General features: G+C 37.6%; 27 protein-coding genes. All 27 read left to right on the top strand.

Translation table 11 applies throughout. From position 1 onward, the window contains the following. The first annotated feature begins 8 nt into the window (after positions 1 to 8). The 27 genes from smc to AZF08_RS00615 all read left to right on the top strand — a co-directional run bounded on the left by smc (position 9) and on the right by AZF08_RS00615 (position 26,989). Positions 9 to 3,581, top strand: coding sequence for a chromosome segregation protein SMC (gene smc, locus AZF08_RS00745; RefSeq protein WP_033672118.1), 3,573 nt, complete (start codon positions 9 to 11; stop codon positions 3,579 to 3,581). Positions 3,582 to 3,595: 14 nt separating this feature from the next. Beyond that, complete coding sequence (gene ftsY, locus AZF08_RS00740; protein ID WP_033672117.1) at positions 3,596 to 4,585, top strand: signal recognition particle-docking protein FtsY; 990 nt, start codon at positions 3,596 to 3,598, stop codon at positions 4,583 to 4,585. A 132-nt stretch (positions 4,586 to 4,717) separates the two neighbouring features. Next, positions 4,718 to 5,050 (top strand): putative DNA-binding protein, encoded by a 333-nt coding sequence (locus AZF08_RS00735; RefSeq protein ID WP_000891064.1) that lies wholly within the window; start codon positions 4,718 to 4,720, stop codon positions 5,048 to 5,050. 12 nt (positions 5,051 to 5,062) lie between these two features. Next, complete coding sequence (ffh, locus tag AZF08_RS00730; protein WP_033672116.1) at positions 5,063 to 6,412, top strand: signal recognition particle protein; 1,350 nt, start codon at positions 5,063 to 5,065, stop codon at positions 6,410 to 6,412. A gap of 101 nt (positions 6,413 to 6,513) precedes the next feature. Then, positions 6,514 to 6,786: a 30S ribosomal protein S16 gene (gene rpsP, locus AZF08_RS00725; protein WP_000268750.1), complete on the top strand. Its 273-nt coding sequence runs from the start codon at positions 6,514 to 6,516 to the stop codon at positions 6,784 to 6,786. Positions 6,787 to 6,800: 14 nt separating this feature from the next. Further along, positions 6,801 to 7,028: a KH domain-containing protein gene (locus tag AZF08_RS00720; RefSeq protein WP_033664774.1), complete on the top strand. Its 228-nt coding sequence runs from the start codon at positions 6,801 to 6,803 to the stop codon at positions 7,026 to 7,028. A 120-nt stretch (positions 7,029 to 7,148) separates the two neighbouring features. Beyond that, on the top strand, positions 7,149 to 7,664 hold the full coding sequence (rimM, locus tag AZF08_RS00715) for a ribosome maturation factor RimM (RefSeq protein WP_033672115.1): 516 nt from the start codon (positions 7,149 to 7,151) through the stop codon (positions 7,662 to 7,664). Beyond that, a complete protein-coding gene (trmD, locus tag AZF08_RS00710) occupies positions 7,664 to 8,398 on the top strand; it encodes a tRNA (guanosine(37)-N1)-methyltransferase TrmD (RefSeq protein ID WP_033672114.1) in 735 nt (244 codons plus the stop codon). Before rimM ends, trmD begins: the two co-directional genes overlap by 1 nt. Before the next feature lie 147 nt (positions 8,399 to 8,545). Continuing rightward, positions 8,546 to 8,890 carry a 50S ribosomal protein L19 gene (gene rplS / locus AZF08_RS00705; RefSeq protein ID WP_033672113.1) on the top strand — a complete coding sequence of 115 codons (345 nt, stop codon included), beginning with the start codon at positions 8,546 to 8,548 and terminating at the stop codon, positions 8,888 to 8,890. A 101-nt stretch (positions 8,891 to 8,991) separates the two neighbouring features. Further along, on the top strand, positions 8,992 to 9,543 hold the full coding sequence (gene lepB / locus AZF08_RS00700; RefSeq protein ID WP_033672112.1) for a signal peptidase I: 552 nt from the start codon (positions 8,992 to 8,994) through the stop codon (positions 9,541 to 9,543). Positions 9,544 to 9,564: 21 nt separating this feature from the next. After that, positions 9,565 to 10,428 (top strand): ribosome biogenesis GTPase YlqF, encoded by an 864-nt coding sequence (ylqF, locus tag AZF08_RS00695; protein ID WP_033672111.1) that lies wholly within the window; start codon positions 9,565 to 9,567, stop codon positions 10,426 to 10,428. Positions 10,429 to 10,529: 101 nt separating this feature from the next. Beyond that, complete coding sequence (locus tag AZF08_RS00690; RefSeq protein WP_033672109.1) at positions 10,530 to 11,303, top strand: ribonuclease HII; 774 nt, start codon at positions 10,530 to 10,532, stop codon at positions 11,301 to 11,303. Positions 11,304 to 11,497: 194 nt separating this feature from the next. Then, complete coding sequence (sucC, locus tag AZF08_RS00685; RefSeq protein WP_033672108.1) at positions 11,498 to 12,658, top strand: ADP-forming succinate--CoA ligase subunit beta; 1,161 nt, start codon at positions 11,498 to 11,500, stop codon at positions 12,656 to 12,658. Between the two features lie 19 nt (positions 12,659 to 12,677). Beyond that, entirely contained in the window at positions 12,678 to 13,580 is a 903-nt protein-coding gene (gene sucD / locus AZF08_RS00680; RefSeq protein ID WP_033672106.1) for a succinate--CoA ligase subunit alpha, read from the top strand. Between the two features lie 88 nt (positions 13,581 to 13,668). Further along, the gene (dprA, locus tag AZF08_RS00675; RefSeq protein WP_033672104.1) at positions 13,669 to 14,538 is read left to right on the top strand and encodes a DNA-processing protein DprA; all 870 of its coding nucleotides are present in this window, start codon (positions 13,669 to 13,671) and stop codon (positions 14,536 to 14,538) included. A gap of 144 nt (positions 14,539 to 14,682) precedes the next feature. Further along, entirely contained in the window at positions 14,683 to 16,761 is a 2,079-nt protein-coding gene (gene topA / locus AZF08_RS00670) for a type I DNA topoisomerase (RefSeq protein WP_033672103.1), read from the top strand. Positions 16,762 to 16,810: 49 nt separating this feature from the next. Then, positions 16,811 to 18,115, top strand: coding sequence for an FADH(2)-oxidizing methylenetetrahydrofolate--tRNA-(uracil(54)-C(5))-methyltransferase TrmFO (trmFO, locus tag AZF08_RS00665; RefSeq protein WP_033672101.1), 1,305 nt, complete (start codon positions 16,811 to 16,813; stop codon positions 18,113 to 18,115). A gap of 65 nt (positions 18,116 to 18,180) precedes the next feature. Further along, entirely contained in the window at positions 18,181 to 19,080 is a 900-nt protein-coding gene (gene xerC / locus AZF08_RS00660) for a tyrosine recombinase XerC (RefSeq protein ID WP_033672100.1), read from the top strand. Positions 19,081 to 19,122: 42 nt separating this feature from the next. After that, positions 19,123 to 19,665: an ATP-dependent protease proteolytic subunit HslV gene (hslV, locus tag AZF08_RS00655; protein ID WP_033672098.1), complete on the top strand. Its 543-nt coding sequence runs from the start codon at positions 19,123 to 19,125 to the stop codon at positions 19,663 to 19,665. Positions 19,666 to 19,687: 22 nt separating this feature from the next. Further along, entirely contained in the window at positions 19,688 to 21,079 is a 1,392-nt protein-coding gene (gene hslU / locus AZF08_RS00650) for an ATP-dependent protease ATPase subunit HslU (protein WP_033672097.1), read from the top strand. Positions 21,080 to 21,156: 77 nt separating this feature from the next. Continuing rightward, positions 21,157 to 21,936: a GTP-sensing pleiotropic transcriptional regulator CodY gene (gene codY / locus AZF08_RS00645; RefSeq protein WP_033672095.1), complete on the top strand. Its 780-nt coding sequence runs from the start codon at positions 21,157 to 21,159 to the stop codon at positions 21,934 to 21,936. 361 nt (positions 21,937 to 22,297) lie between these two features. Next, a complete protein-coding gene (gene rpsB / locus AZF08_RS00640; RefSeq protein ID WP_033672093.1) occupies positions 22,298 to 22,999 on the top strand; it encodes a 30S ribosomal protein S2 in 702 nt (233 codons plus the stop codon). A gap of 82 nt (positions 23,000 to 23,081) precedes the next feature. Then, complete coding sequence (gene tsf / locus AZF08_RS00635) at positions 23,082 to 23,969, top strand: translation elongation factor Ts (RefSeq protein ID WP_033672092.1); 888 nt, start codon at positions 23,082 to 23,084, stop codon at positions 23,967 to 23,969. Positions 23,970 to 24,035: 66 nt separating this feature from the next. Then, entirely contained in the window at positions 24,036 to 24,758 is a 723-nt protein-coding gene (pyrH, locus tag AZF08_RS00630) for a UMP kinase (protein ID WP_033672091.1), read from the top strand. A gap of 2 nt (positions 24,759 to 24,760) precedes the next feature. After that, positions 24,761 to 25,318 carry a ribosome recycling factor gene (gene frr, locus AZF08_RS00625; protein ID WP_033672090.1) on the top strand — a complete coding sequence of 186 codons (558 nt, stop codon included), beginning with the start codon at positions 24,761 to 24,763 and terminating at the stop codon, positions 25,316 to 25,318. A gap of 85 nt (positions 25,319 to 25,403) precedes the next feature. Continuing rightward, positions 25,404 to 26,180: an isoprenyl transferase gene (gene uppS / locus AZF08_RS00620; protein ID WP_033672089.1), complete on the top strand. Its 777-nt coding sequence runs from the start codon at positions 25,404 to 25,406 to the stop codon at positions 26,178 to 26,180. Positions 26,181 to 26,197: 17 nt separating this feature from the next. Next, positions 26,198 to 26,989, top strand: a complete 792-nt coding sequence (locus AZF08_RS00615; protein ID WP_033672088.1) for a phosphatidate cytidylyltransferase — start codon at positions 26,198 to 26,200, stop codon at positions 26,987 to 26,989. Positions 26,990 to 26,999: the final 10 nt, after the last annotated feature.

Below are 26,999 nucleotides of genomic sequence, written 5' to 3'. Positions count from 1 at the left end.
GGCCTTTCGTGTTTTTAAAGAGATTAGAAATAGTAGGATTTAAATCCTTTGCGGAGCGTGTATCTGTTGATTTTGTTCCAGGTGTAACCTCTGTCGTTGGTCCGAACGGAAGCGGAAAAAGTAATATTACTGATGCAATTCGCTGGGTGCTTGGTGAGCAATCAGCAAAATCATTACGTGGTGCAAAGATGGAGGATATTATCTTTGCAGGGAGTGATACGCGAAAAGCAGTTAATATTGCAGAGGTAACATTGACTTTGAACAATGAAGATCAACGTTTGCCGATCGAATACAACGAAGTAAGTGTAACGCGTCGTGTTTCTCGCTCAGGAGATAGTGACTTTTTTATAAATAAACAATCTTGTAGATTAAAAGATATTGTCGATTTGTTCATGGACTCTGGTATGGGGCGAGAAGCTTTCTCAATCATTAGCCAAGGGAAAGTAGAAGAAATTTTAAGTAGTAAATCTGAAGAGCGTCGTGGTGTATTTGAAGAAGCTGCAGGTGTATTAAAATATAAACTTCGTAAAAAGAAAGCTGAAGGAAAATTAGCAGAAACACAAGAAAATTTAAATCGTGTGCAAGATATCATTCATGAATTAAGCAGTCAAGTAGAGCCACTTGAAAGACAAGCTTCTATTGCGAAAGATTATCTTGAGAAAAAAGAAGAGTTAGAAAAAGTAGAGGCAGCTCTTATTGTATATGAAATTGAAGAATTACATGAAAAATGGGAGACGCTTCGAAAACAGTTTGGGCACAATAAAGATGAAGAAGTGAAAATGTCCACGTATCTACAAAAAAGTGAAATAAATCTTGAAGAACTACGTGCGCAGTTGCAAGCAATTGATGAATCTGTAGACTCCTTACAGGAAGTTCTCCTACTTTCTAGTAAAGAGTTAGAAAAACTAGAAGGACAGCGGGAGTTATTAAAAGAACGAAAGCAAAATGCAACGACGCATTGCGCGCAGCTAGAGCAGTTGATTGTTGAGTTGACAGAAAAAGCGCAGACATATGATGGTGAAATTAAAACAAGTACAGAAGAATTAATGGAATTTGCAAATCAAGTAAAAGAGTTAGAACAAAAATTACACGAGAATGAGAAACTCCTTTCTACATATGCAGAAAACTTGGAAGAGCAAATTGAGCATTTAAAAGGGGATTATATTGAACTTTTAAATAAACAAGCAAGCTATCGTAATGAGCTATCAATGATTGAAGAACAATTTAAACAACAAAGTTCTAAAAATCAACGTCTTGATGAAGAAAATGAAAAATATGTACAAATGCGTATGCAAATTACTTCTAAAAAGACAAAGCTTGTGGATAGTTATGAGCAAGTAAAAGAAAAAGTTACAAATATTATTACAAATATACAAAAAACAGAAGCGGCGCTTGCAAAATGTAAGGTGCAGTATAGTGAAAATGAAACAAAGTTATATCAGGCATATCAATTTGTTCAGCAAGCTCGTTCCCGGAAAGAAATGCTAGAAGAAATGCAAGAAGATTATTCTGGATTTTATCAAGGGGTGCGCGAAGTATTAAAAGCTCGTGAAAATAAGATTCAGGGCGTTGAAGGAGCGGTGGCAGAGCTTCTTACTGTACCGAAAGAATATGAGGTTGCAATGGAGATTGCTCTTGGTGCCGCGATGCAGCACGTTGTTGTACAAACAGAAGAGCATGCCCGTGCTGCAATTGCCTTTTTAAAACAAAACAGGCATGGCCGTGCAACGTTTTTACCTCAGGCGGTTATTAAAGGAAGATCTTTATCGTTTGACCAGTTACGCATTGTAAAACAACACCCGTCGTTTATTGGTGTAGCAGCAGAGTTAGTACATTACAACAATAAATATGAAAACATTGTTTCGAATTTATTAGGTACAGTTGTTGTTGCAAAGGATTTAAGAGGGGCCAATGAGTTAGCTAAACAATTACAGTATCGCTACCGTATTGTAACAGTTGAGGGCGATGTTGTGAATCCGGGTGGTTCCATGACTGGTGGGGCTGTAAAACAAGCCAAATCTTCTTTATTAGGGCGTCAGCGTGAACTAGAAGAGTGGAGTAAGAAGCTTGTTGAAATGGAAGAAAAAACGTTTAAGTTAGAAAACTTGGTTAAAGCATTGAAGCAAGAAATTCAAGAAAAAGAATTAAAAGTAAAAGAATTACGTCATGGTGTAGAAGAAGAACGTGTGGATGAGCAGAAGTTAAAAGAAGAAATTAATCAACTAGAGTTAGAAGAACATCGTATTAATGATCGTTTATCTATCTATGATTTAGAAATAGAAGGTTTTTTACAAGATCAAATAAAAATGCAAGGGCGTAAAGAAGAATTAGAAGGAATATTAGTAAATCTTCAAACAGAGATTGCAGGGTTAGATGGGAAAATTGTCTCCTTAACAAAACAAAAAAGCGAGCAACATTCTTCGAAAGAAAAGGTTCAGACGGAGATGACGGAGCTGAAAGTGAAAGCGGCAGAAAAGCAGCAACGTTTGTCCAACCAAAAAGAAAAAGTGGATCGCTTAACGAAAGAACAAGAAGAAACAAAGCAAACACTTGTGAAAACAAAAGAAGATTTAGCGTTCTTAAAACAAGAGATGACATCGAACTCAAGTGGTGAAGAGCAAATTACAAACATGATTGATAAGAAAGCGCATGATCGTAATCAAACATCAGAATTGATTCGTTCTCGTCGTGAACAACGTATTACGTTGCAGGAGAGGGTAGAACAGTTAGAATGCGAAGTAAAAGAGACGAAAGGGCGATATAAATATATTCTTGAAGTTTTAAAAGATCAAGAAGTGAAAATTAATCGTCTTGATGTTGAGTTAGAAAATAGATTGCAACATTTGAGGGAAACGTATACTATTTCATTTGAAGCAGCAAAAATGAAATATACAATGACAATGCCGGCAGAAGATGCGCGCAAAAAGGTGAAATTAATTAAATTATCTATCGAGGAGCTCGGAACAGTAAACTTAGGGGCGATTGATGAATATGAACGTGTAGCGGAACGACATACGTTCTTACTTGAGCAAAGGGATGACTTAGAAGAAGCGAAGTCGACATTGCATCAAGTTATTATGGAAATGGATGAAGAGATGAAAAAACGTTTTTCAACTATATTCGAAGCGATTCGTAAAGAATTCCAGTCTGTCTTCTGTGAACTGTTCGGGGGCGGTAGAGCGGATTTAGTAATGACAAATCCACAAGATTTATTAAATACGGGTATTGATATTGTAGCGCAGCCACCAGGAAAGAAACTGCAAAATTTAGGTTTACTTTCAGGCGGAGAGCGTGCGCTAACAGCGATAGCGTTGCTGTTTGGGATTTTGAAAGTGAGACCTGTTCCGTTTTGTGTACTAGATGAGGTAGAGGCTGCTCTTGATGAGGCAAATGTAGCTCGGTTTGCACAGTATTTGAAAAAATTTAGTGACGAAACGCAGTTTATTGTTATCACACACCGAAAAGGTACGATGGAAGAATCAGATGTACTTTATGGGGTAACAATGCAAGAATCGGGTATCTCTAAACTTGTTTCCGTTCGTTTAGGTGACGAGGAAGAAGAACTTGTTACAAGTGAATAGGAAGGATGAGAAGAATGAGTTTCTTTAAAACATTAAAAGAAAAGATTTCAAAGCAGACAGATACGGTAACTGAAAAGTTTAAGCAAGGGTTAGAAAAAACGAGAAATTCATTTGCGGATAAAGTAAATGATCTAGTGTATCGCTATCGTAAAGTCGATGAGGATTTCTTTGAAGAATTAGAAGAAATTTTAATTGGGGCAGATGTTGGGGTTGCGACAGTGATGGAACTTATTGATCAGCTGAAAGAAGAAGTGCAGCGTCGTAATATTCAGAATCCGAAAGAAGTACAAGCTGTTATCTCAGAAAAGTTAGTAGGGATATACAAAGGTGATCAAGAATTTAGTAATGAAATTAATATGCAACAGGATCAATTAACTGTTATTTTATTCGTTGGTGTGAATGGTGTAGGAAAGACAACTACAATTGGTAAGATGGCACATAAATTTAAATCAGAAGGAAAGTCTGTCTTACTAGCAGCAGGCGATACGTTCCGTGCAGGTGCAATTGAACAGCTAGAAGTATGGGGAGATCGAGTTGGTGTAGAAGTTATTAAACAAGGCTCTGGTTCTGATCCGGCGGCTGTTATGTACGATGCTGTTCAAGCGGCAAAGGCGCGTAAAGTGGATGTCTTGCTATGTGATACAGCAGGTCGTTTGCAGAACAAAATAAACTTAATGAAAGAGCTGGAGAAGGTAAAACGTGTCATTGAACGTGAAGTTCCAGGGGCTCCACATGAAGTATTACTTGTCATTGATGCAACGACAGGACAAAATGGTTTAAGTCAAGCTAAAACATTCCGTGAAGCAACGAATGTTACAGGTATTGTTTTAACAAAATTAGACGGTACTGCTAAGGGTGGTATCGTATTGGCGATTCGTAATGAGATGGATGTACCAGTGAAGTTCGTTGGGCTGGGAGAGCAAATGGATGACTTACAGCAATTTGATCCAGAACAATATGTTTATGGTTTGTTTGCAAATCTAGTTGAAAAAGAAGAAGTGTAAGTAAAAGGAGCGGTATTACCGCTTCTTTTTTGTAAAAAATATGCCATGTTAAGAAAAAAACTTGACACTCTTTTCTACTCCATGTAAACTAATTCATGTAAAGGGAAATCACTTAACAAAGGATGATCCAACATGCTCGAAAAAACAACGAGAATGAATTATTTATTTGATTTTTATCAATCGTTGTTAACGCAAAAACAAAGAAGTTATATGTCGCTTTATTATTTGGATGATTTATCTCTTGGTGAAATTGCAGAAGAATTTGATGTAAGTCGCCAAGCCGTGTATGATAATATTAAACGGACTGAAGCGATGCTTGAAGAATATGAAGAGAAATTAGTATTACTTCAAAAGTTTCAAGAGCGACAGCGACTTGTTGCAAAGCTAAAACAGCTAATCAGCGAAGAAGAGCATGTGAATAAAGAGATGAAACAAGTTGTTGAAGCTATCGAAAAATTAGATTAGGAGGGCGGCAATATGGCATTTGAAGGATTAGCCGACCGACTTCAACAGACGATGCAAAAAATCCGTGGCAAAGGGAAAGTTTCTGAAGCCGACGTAAAAGAAATGATGAGAGAAGTTCGTCTTGCACTTTTAGAAGCAGACGTTAACTTTAAAGTAGTAAAAGATTTTGTGAAGCGTGTGTCTGAGCGTGCTGTCGGACAAGATGTAATGAAGAGTTTAACACCTGGACAACAGGTAATTAAAGTTGTACAGGAAGAACTTACAGACCTTATGGGCGGGGAGCAAAGTAAAATTGCTGTCGCAAATAAGCCGCCAACTGTTATTATGATGGTTGGTTTGCAAGGAGCAGGTAAAACGACAACAACAGGCAAGCTTGCGAATTTGCTTCGTAAAAAGCATAATCGTAAACCGATGCTTGTTGCAGCTGACATTTACCGTCCTGCAGCCATTAAACAGCTTGAAACATTAGGGAAGCAATTGGACATGCCTGTTTTCTCATTAGGGGATCAAGTAAGTCCAGTTGAAATTGCGAAACAAGCGATTGCAAAAGCAAAAGAAGATCATCATGATTATGTTTTAATTGATACAGCAGGTCGTCTGCATATTGATGAAGAACTGATGGATGAATTAGCGAAAGTGAAAGAGGTTGCTAAGCCAGATGAAATATTCCTAGTTGTCGATGCGATGACAGGACAAGATGCGGTTAATGTTGCACAGAGTTTCCATGATCAGCTCGGTTTAACAGGTGTTGTGTTAACAAAATTAGATGGCGATACGCGCGGTGGTGCGGCGTTGTCTATTAAAGCTGTAACAAATACGCCGATTAAATTTGCTGGTATGGGTGAGAAATTAGACGCAATCGAAGCCTTTCATCCTGAGCGCATGGCATCCCGTATTTTAGGTATGGGTGACGTGCTAACATTAATTGAAAAAGCGCAAGCTACAGTTGATGAAGAAAAAGCAAAAGAACTTGAGCAGAAAATGCGTACGCTTTCGTTTACACTCGATGATTTCCTAGAGCAACTTGGACAAGTGCGTCAACTTGGACCGCTTGATGAATTGCTAGGGATGCTTCCTGGTGCGAATAAAATAAAAGGGCTGAAAAATGCACAAGTTGATGAAAAACAAATTGGGCATATTGAGGCAATTATTCGTTCTATGACAAAATTAGAACGAGAACAACCGGAAATAATCAATGCTAGTCGTAAAAAACGCATTGCCAAAGGTAGCGGTACAACCGTTCAAGAAATCAATCGTTTAATTAAACAGTTTGATGATATGAAAAAAATGATGAAAACGATGACAGGCATGCAAAAAGGTAAGAAAAAAGGACTAGGTGGATTGAAGTTTCCATTCATGTAAGGAAAAAAAGATAGCTCTGTTAAGAAAAAATACTTTACAAAGCAATAGTCTTTTTGCTAATATAATTATCTGTGTGAAATAAATTCGGAGGTGCTTTATAAATGGCAGTTAAAATTCGTTTAAAACGTATGGGAGCTAAAAAAACTCCTTTCTATCGTGTAGTTGTTGCAGATTCTCGTTCTCCTCGTGACGGACGTTTCATTGAGGAAATCGGTACTTACAATCCGGTTGCTCAACCAGCGGAAGTGAAAATCAACGAAGAAGCAGCATTAAAATGGTTAGGAAATGGTGCAAAACCATCTGATACAGTTCGTAATCTGTTCTCTAACCAAGGTATCATGGAGAAATTCCACTTATCTAAACAAGGTAAGTAATTGAGGCAATGGCTATGAAAGAGTTAATCGAAACGATCGTCAAGCCTCTTGTAGATCATCCTGAAGATGTGAAGGTTACACAGGAACTTTGCAACGGAGAGATAAAATATCGATTAACTGTACATCCTGAGGATGTTGGAAAAGTCATTGGAAAGCAAGGGCGAGTTGCGAAGGCAATTCGGATGCTCTTGTATTCAGTGGGACATCATAATCATGAAAAAGTCACATTGGAAATTCAATAAATGTTAAAAGGGCGAGGATCTGTTCCTCTCCCTTTTTTAACATTTTGAGAGAAATTGCATGTTCTATTTATAGAATGGAAATGCTTAACTTATATAGAAAACAGGGGTGACATGCTGTTTATGACAAAATGGTTTAATGTAGGGAAAATTGTAAATACTCATGGTGTTAGAGGAGAAATCCGTGTCATTTCTCGTACTGATTTTCCGGAAGAGCGATATAAAGTAGGGAATACATTATACATATGGAGTGAAAAAGGAACAGAACCACTTCCAGTAAAAATAACTTCCCATCGTCAACATAAGACGTTTGATTTATTGATGTTTGAAGGGTATAACAACGTCGATGAAGTGGAGAAGTTTAAAGGTTCTCTATTAAAAGTGCCAGAAGAGCAACTAGGTGAGCTTGCTGAAGGTGAGTATTATTACCATGAAATCATTGGTTGCGAAGTTGTGACAGAAGATGGGGAAAAATTAGGAACAATAAAAGAAATTCTATCTCCAGGTGCAAATGATGTGTGGGTGATTAAAGGCCCGAAAGGAAAAGAACTTTTAATTCCGTACATTGATGATGTTGTACTGCAAGTTAACATTGAAAATAAATTAGTAACCATTCATGTAATGGAAGGATTGCTATAATGAAAATCGATATTTTAACATTATTTCCAGAGATGTTCACGGGTGTGTTCGGATCTTCGATTTTAAAAAAAGCGCAAGAAAAAGAAGCGGTTAAGCTTCGAGTTGTAAATTTTCGTGATTATACGACAAGTAAACATAACAGTGTAGATGATTATCCGTATGGTGGCGGTGCAGGTATGGTATTGACCCCACAGCCCATCTTTGATGCTGTAGAGACACTAACAAAAGAAACAGCGTGTAAACCAAGGGTCGTATTAATGTGTCCGCAAGGAGAGCGTTTCACGCAGAAAAAGGCGGAAGAGTTGGCTGGGGAAGAACATGTCATTTTTGTGTGTGGTCATTATGAGGGGTATGACGAACGGATTCGTGAACATCTTGTAACAGATGAGATTTCTATTGGCGATTATGTGTTAACAGGCGGAGAATTAGCGTCTATGGTTGTGACTGATAGTGTTGTACGCCTTTTACCGGGGGTGCTAGGAAATCAGAATTCACAGGTGGAAGATTCCTTTAGCACAGGTTTATTAGAACATCCACACTATACACGTCCGGCAGATTTTCGCGGCATGAAGGTACCAGATGTACTTATGTCGGGTAATCATAAAAATATTGAAGAATGGCGTCATAAAGAATCATTGCGCCGTACATATACGCGTAGGGCGGATTTACTTGAAGGACGTCAATTATCAAAGCAAGAGGAAAAATGGCTAGAGCAAATGAAAGAAGAACAGTAACAACTTCATATATTTTCTATTGCAACAGGCCTAGCAATGTGCTATTATAACATTTGTGCTACTGAAAACAGTGGCCGTATTAACGGTGTTCCGCTGTAATTTATTAAAGACTTTATAAGAGCATCTGTTTAAAGGAGAGAATTGAATATGCAACAATTAATCGCAGATATTACAAAAGGCCAATTAAAAACTGACCTACCTTCATTCCGTCCTGGTGACACTTTACGTGTACACGTAAAAGTAGTTGAGGGTACTCGTGAGAGAATTCAGCTTTTTGAAGGTGTTGTAATTAAACGTCGTGGTGGCGGAATTAGTGAAACATTCACAGTTCGTAAAATTTCTTACGGCGTAGGTGTTGAGCGTACATTCCCAGTTCACACACCAAGAATCGCGAAAATCGAAGTACTTCGCCGTGGTAAAGTACGTCGTGCTAAGTTATACTACTTACGTAACCTTCGCGGTAAAAAAGCACGTATTAAAGAAATTCGATAAGAAATGTATGGGAGCTTGTAATTGCACAAGCTCCCTTTTTCCAATCTATATGGATTTTTGATATAATACGAGCAGCTTACATAACTGTGGAGGGGAAATGCATGAAGAAAGAGAAGAGTTCACTTTGGGAATGGATCAAGGCCATTTTAATTGCTGTTGTATTAGCTGGTGTTATTAGACAGTTTTTCTTTGCGCCAATTCTAGTAGATGGTGTATCAATGTCACCGACACTTCATGACCGTGATCGAATGATTGTTAATAAAATTGGCTATCACATCGGAGAACCGAAACATTTTGATATAATTGTATTCCGAGCAACGGAAGAAAAGGATTATATTAAACGCGTTATCGGCTTGCCAGGCGATCAAATTGAATATCGTAATGATAAGCTATATATTAACGGAAAACCTTACGAGGAGCCGTATCTAGACAAACAGAAAAAGCAACTTGCTGATGGACCACTCACATATGATTTTAAGCTTGAAGAAATTACAGGTAAAAAGACTGTTCCAAAAGGGCAATTATTTGTATTAGGGGATAATCGTCGTTTTAGTAAAGATAGTCGTACCATTGGGACAATTTCAATTGACCAAGTAATCGGTAAAGCGAATATGTTATATTGGCCATTAAAAGATGCTCGTATTGTGAAATAAACGAAAAAAGAAGGTGGCAACATGGTAATTCAATGGTTTCCAGGGCATATGGCAAAAGCGAGGCGCCAAGTAACAGAAAAGTTAAAGTTAATCGATGTTGTAATTGAACTTGTAGACGCTCGTTTACCTTTATCATCTCGAAATCCAATGATTGATGAAATTATTACTCATAAACCAAGGCTCGTTGTTTTAAATAAAGCAGACATGGCGGATGATCGTGTAACGAAGCAATGGATTGCTTATTTTGAAGAAAAGGGTCATAAAGCAATTTCGATTAATGCGCAAGCTGGACAAGGTATGAAAGAAATTGCTGCAGCTTGTAAAGTACTTGTGAAAGAAAAGTTTGATAAAATGATTGCAAAAGGTATTAGACCACGAGCTATTCGTGCTCTAATTGTTGGTATTCCGAACGTCGGGAAATCTACATTGATTAATAAATTAGCAAAGAAAAACATTGCGAAAACTGGTGATCGTCCAGGTGTTACAACAGCACAGCAATGGATTAAAGTCGGTAAAGAGATGGAACTTTTAGATACTCCGGGTATTTTATGGCCGAAATTCGAGGACGAAATGGTTGGACTACGTCTGGCGACAACTGGTGCCATTAAAGATTCTATTTTAAATTTACAAGATGTTGCTGTATATGCACTTCGATTTATGGAGAAACAATATCCAGAGCGGTTAAAAGAACGTTATAAATTAAGTGAAATACCTGAAGAAATTGTCGAATTGTTTGATGCAGTTGGTAAAAATAGAGGCTGCTTAATGGGCGGTGGAATGATTGATTATGATAAAACATCAGAACTTGTTCTTCGTGAACTACGTAGTGGTAAACTTGGAAAAATGACATTTGAAACACCGGATGAGTTTGTAGAAGAGGTATAAAGACGTGCGTTTGTACGTCTTTTCTTTTTGATTATTTTTAAAGAGAGTTGATAAATGTATCGTTTAGTATTGAAGTAATCTTGAGAAGGAGTGTACGCAAGGTGCAAAAGTTAACGATTCAAGAGGTAGAATGTTTGCTGCGAGAAATTACAGCAGAAGAAGATGAACGCTTTCAAATGCTAGGAAATGATGAGCGAAAAGGTGTTCAAAAATTGCTTGTGAAATGGCATAAGCAAAAAGAGCAGTCACGAAAAGAAAGAGAGCAATTTTTAAAGATGTCAAAATATGAGCAGGCGTTAAGAGAAAAGGGGCTCTCTTATATTGCTGGAATTGATGAAGTAGGAAGAGGTCCGTTAGCAGGTCCTGTGGTTACGGCTGCTGTCGTCCTTCCAGAAGAGTTCTATATACCAGGATTAAATGATTCTAAAAAGTTAAGTGAAGCGAAGCGTGAGCAGTTTTACGATGAAATTCAAAAACAGGCAGTGGCGATTGGGATTGGAATTGTACCGCCGGTAGTAATTGATGAGATAAATATTTATCAAGCAACGAAACAAGCAATGCTAGATGCTGTTGCAAATTTATCGTGCACACCGGAGTATTTATTAATTGATGCGATGAAACTTCCGACACCAATTCCGCAAACGTCCATTATTAAAGGGGATGCAAAAAGTATTTCTATTTCAGCTGCATCTATCGTTGCGAAAGTAACGCGAGATCGCATGATGAAGGAGCTCGGAAAAAAATATCCAGAATATGGATTTGAACAACATATGGGGTATGGGACAAAACAACATTTACAAGCAATTGAAACATACGGTGTACTAGAAGAACATCGGAAAACATTTGCACCAATTAAAGAGATGATCCAAAAATAAGTTGTGAATACACAGCTTATTTTTTTATTTTTGTAGGTTAACATTATTATTTTCAAAAAAGAATAAAGCGATTTCAGTTTTCTGACACTTTATTGTAGACAGCGTGGCAATCATTTTATACAATGGCAATGTAGTGTTTTTTAAACATTAAAAAACTTTTCGAGTAAAATAGGAAAACAGGGGAGGATGGGACTATGAATATCCATGAGTATCAAGGTAAGGCAGTCCTTAGAAGCTATGGGGTTAGCGTTCCAAACGGGAAGGTTGCCTTTACAGTAGAAGAAGCTGTAGAAGCAGCGAAAGAATTAGGAACGAGTGTATGTGTAGTAAAAGCGCAAATTCACGCTGGTGGACGCGGCAAAGCTGGCGGTGTAAAAGTGGCGAAAAATTTAGAAGAAGTTCGTACATATGCGGAAAGTATATTAGGTACTACGCTTGTTACGCATCAAACAGGTCCTGAAGGTAAAGAAGTAAAACGCTTACTTATCGAAGAGGGATGCGATATTAAAAAAGAATATTATGTAGGTCTTGTTTTAGACCGTGCAACTTCTCAAGTTGTTTTAATGGCGTCTGAAGAAGGCGGAACAGAAATTGAAGAAGTAGCAGAAAAAACACCTGAAAAAATCTTTAAAGAATATATCGATCCTGCAGTAGGATTACAAGGATTCCAAGCGCGCCGAATCGCATTCAACATCAATATTCCAAAAGAGCTTGTTGGACAAGCTGTGAAGTTCATGATGGGCTTATATCGTGCTTATATCGAAAAAGATTGTTCTATTGCAGAAATTAACCCGCTTGTTACAACAGGTGACGGGAAAGTTATGGCATTAGATGCGAAACTGAATTTTGATTCTAATGCATTATATCGTCATAAAGATATTTTAGAACTTCGTGATCTTGAAGAAGAAGATCCAAAGGAAATTGAAGCTTCTAAATACGACTTAAACTATATTCCTTTAGATGGAAATATCGGTTGTATGGTTAACGGCGCAGGGCTAGCGATGGCAACAATGGATATCATTAAACATTACCATGGCGACCCAGCTAACTTCTTAGATGTTGGTGGCGGTGCTACAGCTGAAAAAGTTACAGAAGCATTCAAAATTATCCTTTCTGACAAAAATGTAAAAGGTATTTTTGTTAACATTTTTGGAGGCATTATGAAATGTGATGTAATTGCAGAAGGTGTTATTGAAGCAACGAAACAAGTAGGTCTTGAATTACCGCTTGTTGTTCGTCTTGAAGGTACAAATGTAGAGTTAGGTAAGAAGATTTTAAATGAATCTGGTTTAAATATTGTTGCAGCAGAATCTATGGCAGACGGTGCACAAAAAATTGTTTCGCTAGTGGGCTAATAGAAAGCGGGGGAGAAAAATGAGCGTATTAGTTAATAAAGATACAAAAGTTATTGTACAAGGTATTACTGGTTCTCAAGGTTTATTCCATACAAAACAAATGATTGAATATGGTACGAAAATTGTCGGTGGTGTAACACCTGGTAAAGGCGGCACTGATATTGAAGGTGTACCGGTGTTTGATACGGTAGAAGATGCAGTGAAAGCAACAGGAGCAAACGCTTCAGTTGTATACGTTCCACCCGCTTTTGCGGCTGATGCAATTATGGAAGCTGTGGATGCAAAGATTGATTTAGTAGTATGTATTACAGAAGGAATTCCTGTATTAGATATGGTAAAAGTAAAGAAATATATGGCAGGTAAACATACACGTTTACTTGGACCAAACTGTCCTGGTGTAATTACACCAGATGAATGTAAGATTGGTATTATGCCAGGATATATTCATAAAAAAGGTCATGTAGGTATTGTATCTAGATCTGGTACATTAACATATGAAGCTGTACATCAATTAACACAGGAAGGAATCGGTCAATCAACTGCTGTAGGAATCGGTGGTGATCCTGTTAATGGTACGGACTTTATTGATGCGTTAAAAGCATTTAATGAAGATGAAGAAACACATGCTGTTATTATGATTGGTGAAATCGGTGGAACAGCAGAAGAAGAAGCTGCTGAGTGGGTACAAGCGAATATGACAAAACCTGTTGTTGGATTCATTGGTGGTCAAACAGCGCCTGCTGGTAAGCGTATGGGGCATGCTGGTGCTATTATTTCTGGTGGTAAAGGAACAGCTGCTGAAAAGATTAAAACAATGGAAGCTTGTGGTATTAAAGTTGCTGAAACACCAGCTGTTATGGGTGAAACATTAATCTCTGTTCTAAAAGAAACAGGATTATTTGAAACTTGTAAAAACTATTAATCTTTTTGAAAGACACCTTCATATAAGAGGGTGTCTTTTTACACATTTTTTGTTTACATAACGAAAATTATGGGTAAGGAGAATGATTGTGAAAAAGGAACGATTGCTTCATCTTCATTACATGTTGGCGGATTATTGGAAAGCATTAAATCGGTTGTTACAGCTTGATCCAGAGTTGAAGGAATTGTATAATTTTGGCCCGAAACAATTCGAAAAATATGCAGGATTAACTCCGAAGGCATCTTCTGAATTAGCAAAGTTTCTACAAAAATCAACGCCCTCCGAGTGCATTCGTCATTTAGAAAAAAATCAAAACTTTTATGTCACAATATGGGATGAGGACTATCCAAAATTATTGCGTGAAATACCGGATCCTCCCTTTATTTTATATGGAAAAGGAAAGAGAGAGCTACTTAGTAAAGTGAAAAAATATGCAGTGGTTGGAACGAGAAAACCATCTCTATATGGGAAAGATAGTATACAATCTATTTTGCGACCACTGATAGATGAAGGGTGGGTAATTGTTAGTGGTTTTGCAAGTGGAATTGACACGTTTGCCCACGAGGTTACAGTACAGCGGCAGAGTCCGACCATCGCTGTATTAGGGCATGGATTACAATATATGTATCCAAAAGAAAATAATCAGTTTTATAACATGTGGAAAGAGCACATGCTCTTATTAACAGAATATCCATCTCATTATCCCCCGCGAAAATGGTATTTTCCAAAAAGAAATCGAATTATAAGCGGACTTTGTCAAGGGATTTTAGTGGTGGAAGCGAAAGCGAAGAGTGGATCGCTTATTACGGCAGATCTTTCCTTAGAACAAAATAGAGAAGTATTTGCTCTTCCTGGACCTATTTTTACGGAAAGTGCAGCAGGGACAAATCAACTTATTCAGCAAGGGGCAAAACTTGTTCAAAAAGCAGAGGATATTCTTGAAGAATTTTTAAATTAACCTTATATTTTCATGTTTTTATTAAACAATTATTGACAAATGGTAGATTGGCAATGTATGTTATACTCATTCTTGATTGACAAAAACAAGAGAAATCAATAAGATTAATGAAGACTTGAATCCACCTCTTAAGGAGGCACTAGCATGTCAGATTACCTCGTAATCGTGGAGTCGCCTTCTAAGGCGAAAACCATTGAGAAATATTTAGGGAAAAAATACAAAGTCGTCGCGTCTATGGGACATGTTCGCGATTTACCTAAAAGCCAAATGGGGATAGAAGTGAAAAACAACTTCACCCCGAAATATATTACCATCCGTGGTAAAGGTCCTGTTTTAAAAGATTTAAAATCAGCAGCAAAAAAAGCAAAAAAAGTCTATCTCGCAGCCGATCCAGACCGCGAAGGAGAAGCGATTGCTTGGCATTTAGCGAATACGCTGAATGTAGATATTGAATCGGATTGCCGAGTTGTATTCAATGAAATTACAAAAGATGCGATTAAAGAGTCATTTAAGCATCCTCGTGCGATTAATATGGATTTAGTAGATGCACAACAAGCAAGACGAATACTTGATCGCCTTGTTGGTTATAATATTAGTCCTTTATTATGGAAGAAAGTCAAAAAAGGATTAAGTGCAGGACGTGTACAATCTGTAGCGGTTCGATTAATTATCGATCGTGAAAAAGAAATTCAAAGCTTTATTCCCGAAGAATTCTGGACAATTAAAACAGAATTTGTAAAAGGAAAAGACGTATTTGAAGCATCTTTTTACGGCGTAAATGGAGAAAAAGTTCAGTTAACAAATGAAGCACAAGTAAATGACATACTTGAAAAAATGAAAGACAATGCGTTTTCAGTTGAAAATGTCACGAAAAAAGAGCGAAAACGGAACCCTGCATTATCATTTACAACGTCTTCCCTACAGCAAGAAGCAGCACGTAAATTAAATATGCGAGCGAAGAAAACAATGATGCTTGCACAGCAGCTATACGAAGGGATAGATTTAGGTAAACAAGGTACTGTAGGTCTTATTACGTATATGAGAACAGACTCAACGCGTATATCAGAAACCGCTCAAGAAGAAGCTCGCTCTTACATTACTGAAGCGTTTGGTTCGGAATACATAGGAACAGAGAAGAAGAAGGAAACGAAAAAAGCAAACGCACAAGATGCGCATGAAGCGATTCGTCCAACTTCTGTAATGAGAAAGCCAGAGGAATTGAAAAGTTTCTTAAGTCGTGATCAACATCGTTTGTATAAATTGATTTGGGAGCGATTTGTTGCAAGTCAAATGGCATCTGCTATAATGGATACTGTTACAGCGAGACTCATTAATAATAATGTTCAATTCCGAGCAAGTGGATCAGTAGTGAAATTTCCAGGTTTTATGAAGGTATACGTGGAATCAAAAGATGATGGTGCGGAAGAAAAAGATAAAATGTTACCTCCTTTAGAAATAGGAGAAACTGTATTTTCTAAAGATATGGATCCAAAGCAGCATTTTACACAACCACCACCACGTTATACAGAGGCTCGTTTAGTCCGGACACTTGAAGAGCTTGGAATTGGGAGACCGTCTACGTATGTACCAACACTCGAAACGATTCAAAAACGAGGGTACGTTGCATTAGACAATAAACGATTTATTCCTACTGAACTTGGTGAAATTGTAATTGAACTTATTTTAGAGTTTTTCCCGGAAATTATTAACATTGAATTCACTGCCAATATGGAGCAAAATCTTGATGAAGTAGAAGATGGCAAAGCGAATTGGGTAAAAATTGTTGATGATTTCTACGTAGGATTTGAACCCCGTTTGGAAAAAGCGGAGAAGGAAATGCGAGAAGTAGAAATTAAAGATGAGCCCGCTGGGGAAGACTGTGAATTGTGTAGTCACCCGATGGTCTTTAAAATGGGTAAATACGGGAAGTTTATGGCGTGTTCTAATTTCCCTGATTGCCGTAATACCAAGCCGATTGTGAAAGAAATCGGTGTAACTTGTCCGAAATGTGATAAAGGACAAATTATTGAACGACGAAGCAATAAAAAGAAACGTCTTTTCTATGGATGTGGTACATATCCAGAATGCGACTTTGTATCTTGGGATAAGCCAATTGGCCGGAAGTGTCCGAAGTGTGAAGGTATGCTTGTAGAGAAGAAGTTGAAAAAAGGCGTTCAAGTACAATGTATTTCTTGTGATTATGAAGAAGAACAACAAATGTGAGCGTAACTGCTCACATTTTTTTCGGGATAGAAAAGGAAAGGTGATATATATGACAACACAAATAGTAAATGTCATTGGCGCAGGTCTTGCAGGAAGCGAAGCAGCTTACCAAATTGCAAAACGTGGTGTCCAAGTCAAATTATATGAAATGAGGCCGGTAAGGCAAACGCCAGCCCATCATACAGATAAATTTGCTGAGTTAGTATGTAGTAATTCACTTCGTGCAAATACGTTAACAAACGCTGTTGGTGTTATTAAAGAAGAGATGCGTCTAATGGACTCTGTTATTATTCGTGCGGCCGATGAATGTTCTGTGCCGGCAGGAGGAGCTTTAGCAGTAGATCGTCATGAGTTTGCAGCGAAAGTAACGGAGTATGTGAAAAACCATCCGAACGTAACTGTGATGAATGAAGAAATTACAGAAATTCCGGAAGGGCCAACTGTTATCGCAACTGGTCCACTTACATCTCCTGATCTTTCTGCGCAGTTAAAAGAATTAACAGGTGAAGATTATTTTTATTTCTATGATGCTGCTGCACCGATTGTAGAGAAAGATAGCATTGATATGAATAAAGTGTATTTAAAATCTCGTTATGATAAAGGGGAAGCGGCATACTTAAATTGTCCGATGACAGAGGAAGAGTTTGATCGTTTCTATGATGCTTTAATTGCTGCGGAGACAGTGCCGTTAAAAGAATTTGAGAAAGAAGTTTTCTTTGAAGGTTGTATGCCGGTAGAAGTTATGGCAGGTCGTGGTAGACAGACATTGTTATTTGGACCAATGAAACCAGTTGGATTAGAAGACCCGAAAACAGGGAAAACGCCATATGCAGTTGTTCAGTTGCGTCAAGATGATGCGGCAGGAACGTTATACAATATTGTTGGATTCCAAACGCACTTAAAGTGGGGACCACAAAAAGAGGTATTACAATTGATTCCTGGATTAGAAAATGCAGAAATTGTACGCTATGGTGTCATGCATCGTAATACATTTATCAATTCACCAAAGTTACTTCGTCCAACCTATCAATATAAACATCGTGACGATTTATTCTTTGCAGGACAAATGACAGGTGTGGAAGGGTACGTAGAATCAGCTGCCTCAGGATTGTTAGCGGGGATTAATGCTGCTCGTCTTGTACAAGGAGAGGATCCTGTTGTATTACCTCCTGTAACTGCGATGGGAAGTATGGCGAATTATATCACTGCAACAAATGCAAAAAATTTCCAGCCGATGAATGCAAACTTCGGTTTATTTATGCCGTTAGAAAAGAAAATTAAAAAGAAACAAGAACGAAATGAAGCGTACGCAACACGCGCTTTAGAAACAATTCGAAATTTTGTAAATATTTAGTTAAATTTCTTGCAAAGGCTACTGAGTTGTGATACGATTTAGTAGCCTTTATTGAGGTGAGTTATGTGAATGTGAAGAAATTGTTACAATTATTCGTTGGATATTTACAAATTGAAAGAAATTATTCAAAATATACAATTGCAAGTTATCAAAATGATTTAGAAGATTTTGTACAATTTATGGAGCAAGAAGGCATATCCTCTTTTTTAGACGTTACATACATAGATGTTCGTTTGTACTTAACGACGTTACATGATAAAAAGCTAGCCCGTAAATCTGTCGCAAGGAAAGTATCAAGCTTACGAAGTTTATATCGTTTTTTGATGCGTGAAGGATATCGCGAAGATAATCCGTTCGCACTTGCGTCACTCCCCAAAAAAGAATGGTCAATCCCAAAGTTTTTGTACAATGAAGAGCTAGAAAAATTATTTGAAGTATCTGATCCAGAAATACCGCTTGGTCAAAGGAATCAAGCTTTATTAGAACTCATGTATGCAACGGGGATTCGTGTGAGTGAATGCGTGAATTTACAACTTACCGACATTGATTTTTCAGTGGGGACAATTCTAGTGATGGGAAAAGGTAAAAAACAAAGATATGTTCCGTTTGGAAGCTATGCACAAGATGCTTTAATTACTTATATAGAAAACGGGAGAAAGCAGTTAGCTAAAAAAACAGAGGACCACTCTCAAATGGTGTTTTTAAATGCCAAGGGTACGCCGTTAACAGATCGAGGTGTGCGTTATATTTTAAATGAGCTTATTAAAAAGGCTTCACTTACGATGCGAATGAGTCCACATATGTTAAGGCATACATTTGCTACGCATATGTTAGATGAAGGAGCAGATTTACGTACTGTACAAGAACTATTAGGTCATGAAAATTTATCAACGACACAAATTTATACACATGTTTCAAAAGAAAGATTGCGTTCTGTTTACATGAAGCATCACCCACGGGCATAAATTGCTTTTAAAGCTATAAAAACATATAAAGGAGTTTTTTCTATGGGGAATTTCCACGCTACTACAATATTTGCAATTCGTCATCATGGAGAGTGTGCAATGGCTGGTGACGGACAGGTAACGTTTGGTAACGCTGTTGTGATGAAACACACAGCCCGTAAAGTTCGAAAACTATTTCAAGGGAAAGTGTTAGCTGGATTTGCAGGTTCTGTTGCAGATGCTTTTACTCTTTTTGAAATGTTTGAGGGGAAACTAGAAGAGTATAACGGAAACTTACAACGTGCAGCAGTTGAAATGGCAAAACAATGGCGTGGTGATAAAATGCTACGTCAATTGGAAGCGATGCTAATTGTCATGGATCAAACAACGCTTCTTCTTGTTTCAGGTACAGGGGAAGTAATCGAGCCAGATGACGGTATTTTAGCGATTGGTTCAGGTGGGCATTATGCGCTTGCAGCTGGTCGTGCTTTAAAGCAACATGCGAGTGAAAATTTAACAGCAAAACAGATTGCAAAAGCGAGTTTAGAGATTGCTGGCGATATTTGTGTGTATACAAATCACAATATAATTGTGGAAGAATTGTAGAATCGTAAGGGAGGCATTTTATATGCATTTACATTTTACTCCGCGTCAAATTGTAGAAAAATTGGATCAATACATTATAGGTCAAAAAGATGCGAAAAAAGCGGTTGCAGTAGCACTTAGAAATCGATATCGTCGCAGTAAACTAGCGGAAGATTTGCGCGATGAAATTGCTCCGAAAAACATTTTAATGATTGGACCGACAGGAGTTGGAAAGACAGAGGTAGCACGACGAATGGCGAAGCTCGTTGGAGCTCCTTTTATTAAGGTTGAAGCGACCAAATTCACAGAAGTTGGATATGTGGGTCGGGATGTAGAGTCTATGATACGCGATCTTGTCGAAACGTCTGTTCGTATTGTGAAAGAAGAAATGGTAGTTAAAGTTAAAGATAAAGCTGAGGAGCAAGCGGATCAACGACTTGTTGAAATTTTGGTACCTAGTCCTGAAAAACAATCAGGATTTAAAAACCCGTTAGAAATGTTGTTTGGCGGAAATCAAAACTCTAATCAGACATCTGAAGCGCAAGATGACACGGAAATTGAAAAAAAACGTCAAGATGTTGAAAGAAAGCTTGCTGCTGGCTTACTTGAGGATGAAATTGTATCGATTGAAGTGACGGAACAGCAATCCTCGATGTTTGATATGCTGCAAGGGACAGGTATGGAACAAATGGGGATGAATTTCCAGGATGCGCTTGGGAATTTTATGCCGAAAAAAACAAAAAAACGTAAGCTTTCTGTGAAAGAAGCAAGAAAAGTCTTGACAAATGAGGAAGCACAGCGCTTAATTGATATGGATGAAGTTACACAAGAGGCTGTTTATCGTGCTGAACAGCTCGGGATTATTTTTATTGATGAAATTGACAAAATTGCTGGTAAGCAGTCGAATAGTGTGGATGTATCGCGTGAAGGTGTGCAGCGTGACATTTTGCCGATTGTAGAAGGGTCGAACGTTGCAACGAAATATGGCTCGGTGAAAACTGATTATATTTTATTTATTGCAGCTGGTGCGTTTCATATGTCCAAACCGTCTGATTTAATTCCGGAATTGCAAGGGAGATTCCCGATTCGAGTGGAATTAACAAAACTATCAGTGGAGGATTTTGTTAAAATTCTTGTTGAACCTGATAACGCCTTAGTGAAACAATATATAGCATTATTAGCCACTGAAGGTATAGAAATTGAATTTTCAGACGAAGCTATTCGTAAGATTGCCGAGATTGCTTATCAAGTCAATCAAGATACAGATAATATTGGAGCGAGAAGACTTCATACTATTATGGAGAAACTTCTTGAAGATTTATCATTTGAAGCATCTGAAATTACGTTAGAGAAAATAACGATAACACCTCAATATGTCGAGGAGAAATTAGCGACGATTGCTAAAAATAAAGATGTGAGCCAGTTTATTTTGTAATAGTGTCATCAGGTGACTCGCCCTAGTTTCCAAGTGATGAAAAAATATGTAAGTAACATGTAGGAGGAACTTTTGAAATGGAATTATTAGCAAAAACAAGAAAATTAAATGCTTTATTACAAAGCGCAGCAGGAAAGCCTGTAAACTTTAGAGAAATGTCAGATACAATGTGTGAAGTGATTGAAGCGAATGTATTCGTCGTAAGTCGTCGTGGTAAATTACTAGGATATGCAATCCACCAACAAATTGAAAATGAGCGTATGAAGCAAATGCTTGCAGAGCGTCAATTCCCAGAAGAATATACGCAAAGCTTATTCAATGTTACAGAAACATCTTCAAACTTAGGTGTGGATAGTGACTACACTGCGTTCCCAGTGGAAAATAGAGAATTATTCGGTCAAGGTTTAACAACAATCGTACCGATCGTTGGTGGTGGTGAGCGCCTAGGTACATTAGTATTAGCTCGTCTAGGTCAAGAATTCTTAGATGATGATTTAATCCTTGCTGAGTACAGCTCAACTGTAGTAGGCATGGAAATCTTACGTGAAAAAGCAGAAGAAATCGAAGAGGAAGCACGTAGTAAAGCTGTTGTTCAAATGGCAATTAGCTCATTATCATATAGTGAGTTAGAAGCGATCGAACATATTTTCGAAGAATTGAACGGGACAGAAGGTTTACTTGTTGCAAGTAAAATTGCTGATCGCGTTGGAATTACTCGCTCTGTAATCGTAAACGCACTGCGTAAATTAGAAAGTGCAGGCGTGATTGAATCTCGTTCTTTAGGTATGAAAGGAACATACATTAAAGTATTAAATGACAAGTTTTTACATGAACTTGCTAAACTAAAAACAAACTAATTGTTGAAAAAGCTCTCCTCACCTGAGGGGAGCTTTTTTTCTTTCTAAGAGATTTATTGTATTTTGATGAGTGGAAACGCTGGAACTATACTAGATTGGAGATGATTGCTTAAAGACGAAATAGAGTGGTAATACTAGGATTAAATTTAAGAAGTAGGGAAGTAAATTCATAATGATAAAGAAAGTTTTACATTGTTCGTATTTTCGACTTGATTGTAATATTTCATTATGGTATAGTAAGCAGTGGTGTCAGTACAAAGTACACACGTTTACTGATTTAAGTGTTGGTGCTACATTTGTAGTTTCGCTTAAAGATGAAGTGAACGGAGGATATCAGAAACCATTTAGGAGGAACAAAATCATGGCAGTAATTTCTATGAAACAATTGCTTGAAGCAGGTGTTCATTTCGGACATCAAACACGTCGTTGGAACCCAAAAATGAAACGTTACATTTTCACAGAGCGTAACGGTATCTACATCATCGACTTACAAAAAACTGTGAAAAAAGTAGAGGAAGCTTTCAACGTAATGCGTAACATCGCTGCTGAAGGTGGAGACATTTTATTCGTAGGTACAAAAAAACAAGCACAAGAAGCTATTAAAGAAGAAGCAACTCGTGCTGGTATGTACTTCGTTAACCAACGTTGGTTAGGTGGAACGTTAACAAACTTCCAAACAATCCAAAAGCGTATTAAGCGTCTTAAAGACATCGAAAGAATGCAAGAAGATGGTACTTTCGAAGTACTTCCTAAGAAAGAAGTTGTTCAACTTAAAAAAGAGTTAGAGCGTCTTGAGAAATTCTTAGGCGGCATTAAAGATATGAAAGGTCTTCCAAGTGCATTATTCGTAGTAGACCCTCGTAAAGAGCGTATCGCAGTTGCTGAAGCACGCAAATTACACATTCCAATCATCGGTATCGTTGATACAAACTGTGATCCAGACGAAATCGATCACGTAATCCCAGCAAACGATGATGCAATTCGTGCTGTAAAACTTCTTACATCTAAAATGGCAGACGCGATCCTTGAAGCAAAACAAGGTGAAGAAACTGTTACTGCGTAACAAATTTGGAAAGGTGATAAGGGGTTCGGCCTTTTATCACCTTTTTTAAGGTATAAATACATATTTTAGGAGGATGAAAAGTATGGCAATCACTGCACAAATGGTAAAAGAACTTCGTGAAAAAACTGGCGCAGGTATGATGGACTGCAAAAAAGCTTTAACAGAAATGAATGGCGACATGGAGAAAGCAATTGATTTCTTACGTGAGAAAGGTATTGCGAAAGCTGCGAAAAAAGCAGACCGCATTGCTGCTGAAGGTTTAACTTATATTGAAGCAAATGGAAATGACGCAGTTATTTTAGAGCTTAACTCTGAAACTGACTTTGTTGCTAAAAACGAAGGTTTCCAAGCTTTAATAAAAGAATTAGCTGCTCACTTATTAACTAACAAACCTGCAACTGTTGAAGAAGCTATGGCTCAAACAATTGCAAACGACAAAACAGTAGAAGCTCACATCAATGAAGCTATTGCTAAAATTGGTGAAAAACTTACACTTCGTCGTTTTGAAATTGTGTCAAAAACTGATGCAGATGCATTCGGCGCTTACCTACACATGGGTGGACGTATTGGTGTATTAGCAGTTCTTGAAGGAACTACAGAAGAAGATGCAGCGAAAGATGTAGCGATGCACATTGCAGCTGTTAACCCTAAATACATCGACCGCGATGCTGTAACAGCTGAAGAGGTTGAACATGAGCGTCAAGTATTAACACAACAAGCGTTAAATGAAGGCAAACCAGAGAAAATCGTTGCTAAAATGGTTGAAGGTCGCCTAGGTAAATTCTTCGAAGAGATTTGCTTACTTGATCAAGTGTTTGTTAAAAACCCTGACTTAAAAGTTCGTCAGTTTGTTGAGTCTAAAGGCGGAACAGTAAAAGGTTTCGTTCGCTATGCTGTTGGTGAAGGTATCGAGAAACGTGAAGACAACTTTGCTGAAGAAGTAATGAACCAAGTAAAAGGTAACAACTAATACAGACTAGGGAACACATTGTGTTCCCTTTTTTAAAATAAAGATGTAAGCAATTGGAGGTTCATTATGAGTAAACCGAAATATAATCGTGTCGTGCTAAAGTTAAGTGGTGAAGCTTTAGCTGGTGAAAAAGGGTTTGGAATTAACCCATCTGTTATTAAATCAGTAGCAGAACAAGTAAAAGAAATTGCAGAGCTTGATGTAGAAGTTGCTGTTGTTGTAGGTGGCGGTAACATTTGGCGTGGGAAAATCGGAAGTGAAATGGGCATGGATCGTGCAGGAGCAGATTACATGGGCATGTTAGCGACGGTTATGAACTCATTAGCTCTTCAAGATAGCTTAGAGAACATTGGTATTCAAACACGTGTTCAAACGTCCATTGAAATGCGTCAAGTGGCAGAACCGTACATTCGTCGTAAAGCAATTCGTCACTTAGAGAAAAAACGTGTTGTTATTTTTGCAGCAGGTACAGGTAACCCTTATTTCTCTACAGATACAACTGCAGCGCTACGTGCGGCAGAAATTGAAGCTGATGTTATTTTAATGGCGAAAAACAATGTAGATGGTGTGTATAATGCAGATCCATCTATTGATCCAACAGCCACGAAATATGAAACACTTACTTACTTAGATGTATTAAAAGAAGGTTTAGGTGTAATGGATTCTACTGCTTCTTCTTTATGTATGGATAACGATATTCCACTAATTGTATTCTCAGTTATGGAAAATGGAAACATTAAACGTGCCGTTTTAGGCGAAAATATTGGAACAATTGTAAGGGGGAAATAAATATGGGACAACAAGTATTAAAAGCTACAAATGAAAAAATGGAAAAAGCAGTTAGTGCTTATTCTCGTGAATTAGCTTCAGTTCGTGCTGGTCGTGCAAGCGCGTCTGCTTTAGATAAGGTACAAGTTGATTATTATGGTGCACCAACACCTGTTGTGCAATTAGCGAACATCACAGTTCCTGAAGCACGTTTACTTGTGATTCAACCTTATGATAAAACGTCTATCGGTGATATTGAAAAGGCAATCTTAAAAGCAGATTTAGGTTTAAACCCTTCTAATGATGGATCAGTAATTCGTATTGCATTCCCTGCATTAACAGAAGAACGTCGTAAAGACCTGGTAAAAACTGTTAAGAAATATGCTGAGGAAGCAAAAGTTGCTGTTCGTAATGTACGCCGTGATGCTAATGATGATCTTAAAAAGCTTGAAAAAGCAGGTGACATTACAGAGGACGATTTAAGAGGATATACAGAAGATATCCAAAAAGAAACAGATAAATATATTGCAAAAGTTGACGAAATCGCAAAAAACAAAGAAAAAGAAATTATGGAAGTGTAATAGCGATTCCTTCGCAAATATGACCCTCTTCTTAAGGGGGTCTTTTTACACTTTTAGGCATACGTCTGCTTGTTGGAGGGTATGAATGATGTTTAAAAAGTTTCCTTTTTTTAAAGGTAAAAAGGTCACATCGTTTGATCATCTCATTGAAAAAGTAAAAAAAGGATACATCCCAGAACATATCGCTATTATTATGGATGGTAATGGAAGATGGGCAAAGAGAAGAGCAATGCCTCGTATCGCGGGACATCATGAAGGAATGCAAGTTGTAAAAAAGATCACGAAATTTGCAAGTAAACTTGATGTGAAAGTGTTAACCCTTTATGCTTTTTCTACTGAGAATTGGAAAAGACCGAAAAAGGAAGTCGATTATTTAATGAAGCTTCCAGAAGAATTTCTAGGTACATTTTTACCGGAACTAATTGAGGAAAATGTACAAGTTCGAGTAATCGGACAAAAAGATCGTCTTCCTACGCATACACGTAGAGCGATGGAAAAGGCCATGGAAGATACAAAAGAGAATACGGGATTAATTCTCAATTTTGCGTTAAACTATGGGAGTCGCGATGAAATCGTTTCTGCTGTGCAACATATGATGAAAGATAGCGAAGAAGGGAAAGTTGGCTCAGAAGATGTAAATGAAGAAATGATTTCTTCATACTTAATGACGAGTTCTTTACCTGATCCAGACTTGCTTATTCGTACAAGTGGTGAGCTGCGTATTAGTAATTTCATGTTATGGCAAATTGCGTATTCGGAGCTTTGGTTTACAGATGTGTATTGGCCAGATTTTACTGAGGAACATTTGCTAAATGCGATTACAGACTTTCAACATAGAGGGCGCAGATTCGGAGGCGTGTAGAAAGAGAGGGTTTGGTAGTGAAACAGAGAATTATTACTGGAGTGATTGCTGCCGCGCTATTCATTCCCATCGTAATTTACGGTGGCGTGCCTTTTACAGTTTTAGTGTATGCACTTGCTTCTATAGGGTTGTATGAGTTGATTCGTATGAACAAGCTTACACTTATTTCGGTACCAACAGTTCTAGCTGCATTATTATTGTGGATTATTTTAGTTCCAAGTAATGCATCAGAAGTGTTTAATTGGATTGAATTAGGTAAATTAGAAATCACATTTGTGATTGTTTTATTACTTTTATCATATACAGTCCTTTCTAAGAATACATTTACTTTTGACAATGCTTCATTTTTACTTATGGCAACAACATATGTTGCAATGGGATTCTTATATTTAAATGAAACGAGAATAATGGGAATCCATTATGTGTTCTATGCATTATTTGTCATTTGGGCAACTGATTCAGGCGCATATTTCATAGGGAAAGCGATTGGCAAAAGAAAATTGTGGCCAGAGATTAGCCCGAATAAAACGATAGAAGGTTCATTAGGCGGTATTGTTTGCGGAATTATCGTTGCGCTTGTATACAATATGTTTTATCCAGTTGAAAACAGTGTAGGAATTTTAATTGTTGCTACAATCGCAATTTCTATTTTTGGACAAATTGGTGACTTAGTACAGTCTGCATTTAAACGTCATTATGGCGTAAAAGATTCAGGTACCATCTTGCCTGGACATGGCGGTATATTAGATCGAACAGATAGCTGGCTGTTTGTTTTACCGATCCTATATTTCTTATTACAATACATTTAATCAATGAACG

This window comes from Bacillus gaemokensis (assembly GCF_001590835.1).
In the GTDB taxonomy this organism is placed as follows: domain Bacteria; phylum Bacillota; class Bacilli; order Bacillales; family Bacillaceae_G; genus Bacillus_A; species Bacillus_A gaemokensis.
The sequence above is the reverse complement of the archived record's forward strand: the minus strand, read 5'-3'. Positions and strand labels throughout refer to the sequence as shown.

What these genes read in the sequence shown, in the direction of transcription:
- ftsY (WP_033672117.1), top strand. Translation starts at nt 3,596, where the DNA reads ATGAGTTTCTTTAAAACATTAAAAGAAAAGATTTCAAAGCAGACAGAT.
- AZF08_RS00735 (WP_000891064.1), top strand. Translation starts at nt 4,718, where the DNA reads ATGCTCGAAAAAACAACGAGAATGAATTATTTATTTGATTTTTATCAA.
- ffh (WP_033672116.1), top strand. Translation starts at nt 5,063, where the DNA reads ATGGCATTTGAAGGATTAGCCGACCGACTTCAACAGACGATGCAAAAA.
- rpsP (WP_000268750.1), top strand. Translation starts at nt 6,514, where the DNA reads ATGGCAGTTAAAATTCGTTTAAAACGTATGGGAGCTAAAAAAACTCCT.
- AZF08_RS00720 (WP_033664774.1), top strand. Translation starts at nt 6,801, where the DNA reads ATGAAAGAGTTAATCGAAACGATCGTCAAGCCTCTTGTAGATCATCCT.
- rimM (WP_033672115.1), top strand. Translation starts at nt 7,149, where the DNA reads ATGACAAAATGGTTTAATGTAGGGAAAATTGTAAATACTCATGGTGTT.
- trmD (WP_033672114.1), top strand. Translation starts at nt 7,664, where the DNA reads ATGAAAATCGATATTTTAACATTATTTCCAGAGATGTTCACGGGTGTG.
- rplS (WP_033672113.1), top strand. Translation starts at nt 8,546, where the DNA reads ATGCAACAATTAATCGCAGATATTACAAAAGGCCAATTAAAAACTGAC.
- lepB (WP_033672112.1), top strand. Translation starts at nt 8,992, where the DNA reads ATGAAGAAAGAGAAGAGTTCACTTTGGGAATGGATCAAGGCCATTTTA.
- ylqF (WP_033672111.1), top strand. Translation starts at nt 9,565, where the DNA reads ATGGTAATTCAATGGTTTCCAGGGCATATGGCAAAAGCGAGGCGCCAA.
- sucC (WP_033672108.1), top strand. Translation starts at nt 11,498, where the DNA reads ATGAATATCCATGAGTATCAAGGTAAGGCAGTCCTTAGAAGCTATGGG.
- sucD (WP_033672106.1), top strand. Translation starts at nt 12,678, where the DNA reads ATGAGCGTATTAGTTAATAAAGATACAAAAGTTATTGTACAAGGTATT.
- topA (WP_033672103.1), top strand. Translation starts at nt 14,683, where the DNA reads ATGTCAGATTACCTCGTAATCGTGGAGTCGCCTTCTAAGGCGAAAACC.
- trmFO (WP_033672101.1), top strand. Translation starts at nt 16,811, where the DNA reads ATGACAACACAAATAGTAAATGTCATTGGCGCAGGTCTTGCAGGAAGC.
- hslV (WP_033672098.1), top strand. Translation starts at nt 19,123, where the DNA reads ATGGGGAATTTCCACGCTACTACAATATTTGCAATTCGTCATCATGGA.
- hslU (WP_033672097.1), top strand. Translation starts at nt 19,688, where the DNA reads ATGCATTTACATTTTACTCCGCGTCAAATTGTAGAAAAATTGGATCAA.
- codY (WP_033672095.1), top strand. Translation starts at nt 21,157, where the DNA reads ATGGAATTATTAGCAAAAACAAGAAAATTAAATGCTTTATTACAAAGC.
- rpsB (WP_033672093.1), top strand. Translation starts at nt 22,298, where the DNA reads ATGGCAGTAATTTCTATGAAACAATTGCTTGAAGCAGGTGTTCATTTC.
- tsf (WP_033672092.1), top strand. Translation starts at nt 23,082, where the DNA reads ATGGCAATCACTGCACAAATGGTAAAAGAACTTCGTGAAAAAACTGGC.
- pyrH (WP_033672091.1), top strand. Translation starts at nt 24,036, where the DNA reads ATGAGTAAACCGAAATATAATCGTGTCGTGCTAAAGTTAAGTGGTGAA.
- frr (WP_033672090.1), top strand. Translation starts at nt 24,761, where the DNA reads ATGGGACAACAAGTATTAAAAGCTACAAATGAAAAAATGGAAAAAGCA.
- uppS (WP_033672089.1), top strand. Translation starts at nt 25,404, where the DNA reads ATGATGTTTAAAAAGTTTCCTTTTTTTAAAGGTAAAAAGGTCACATCG.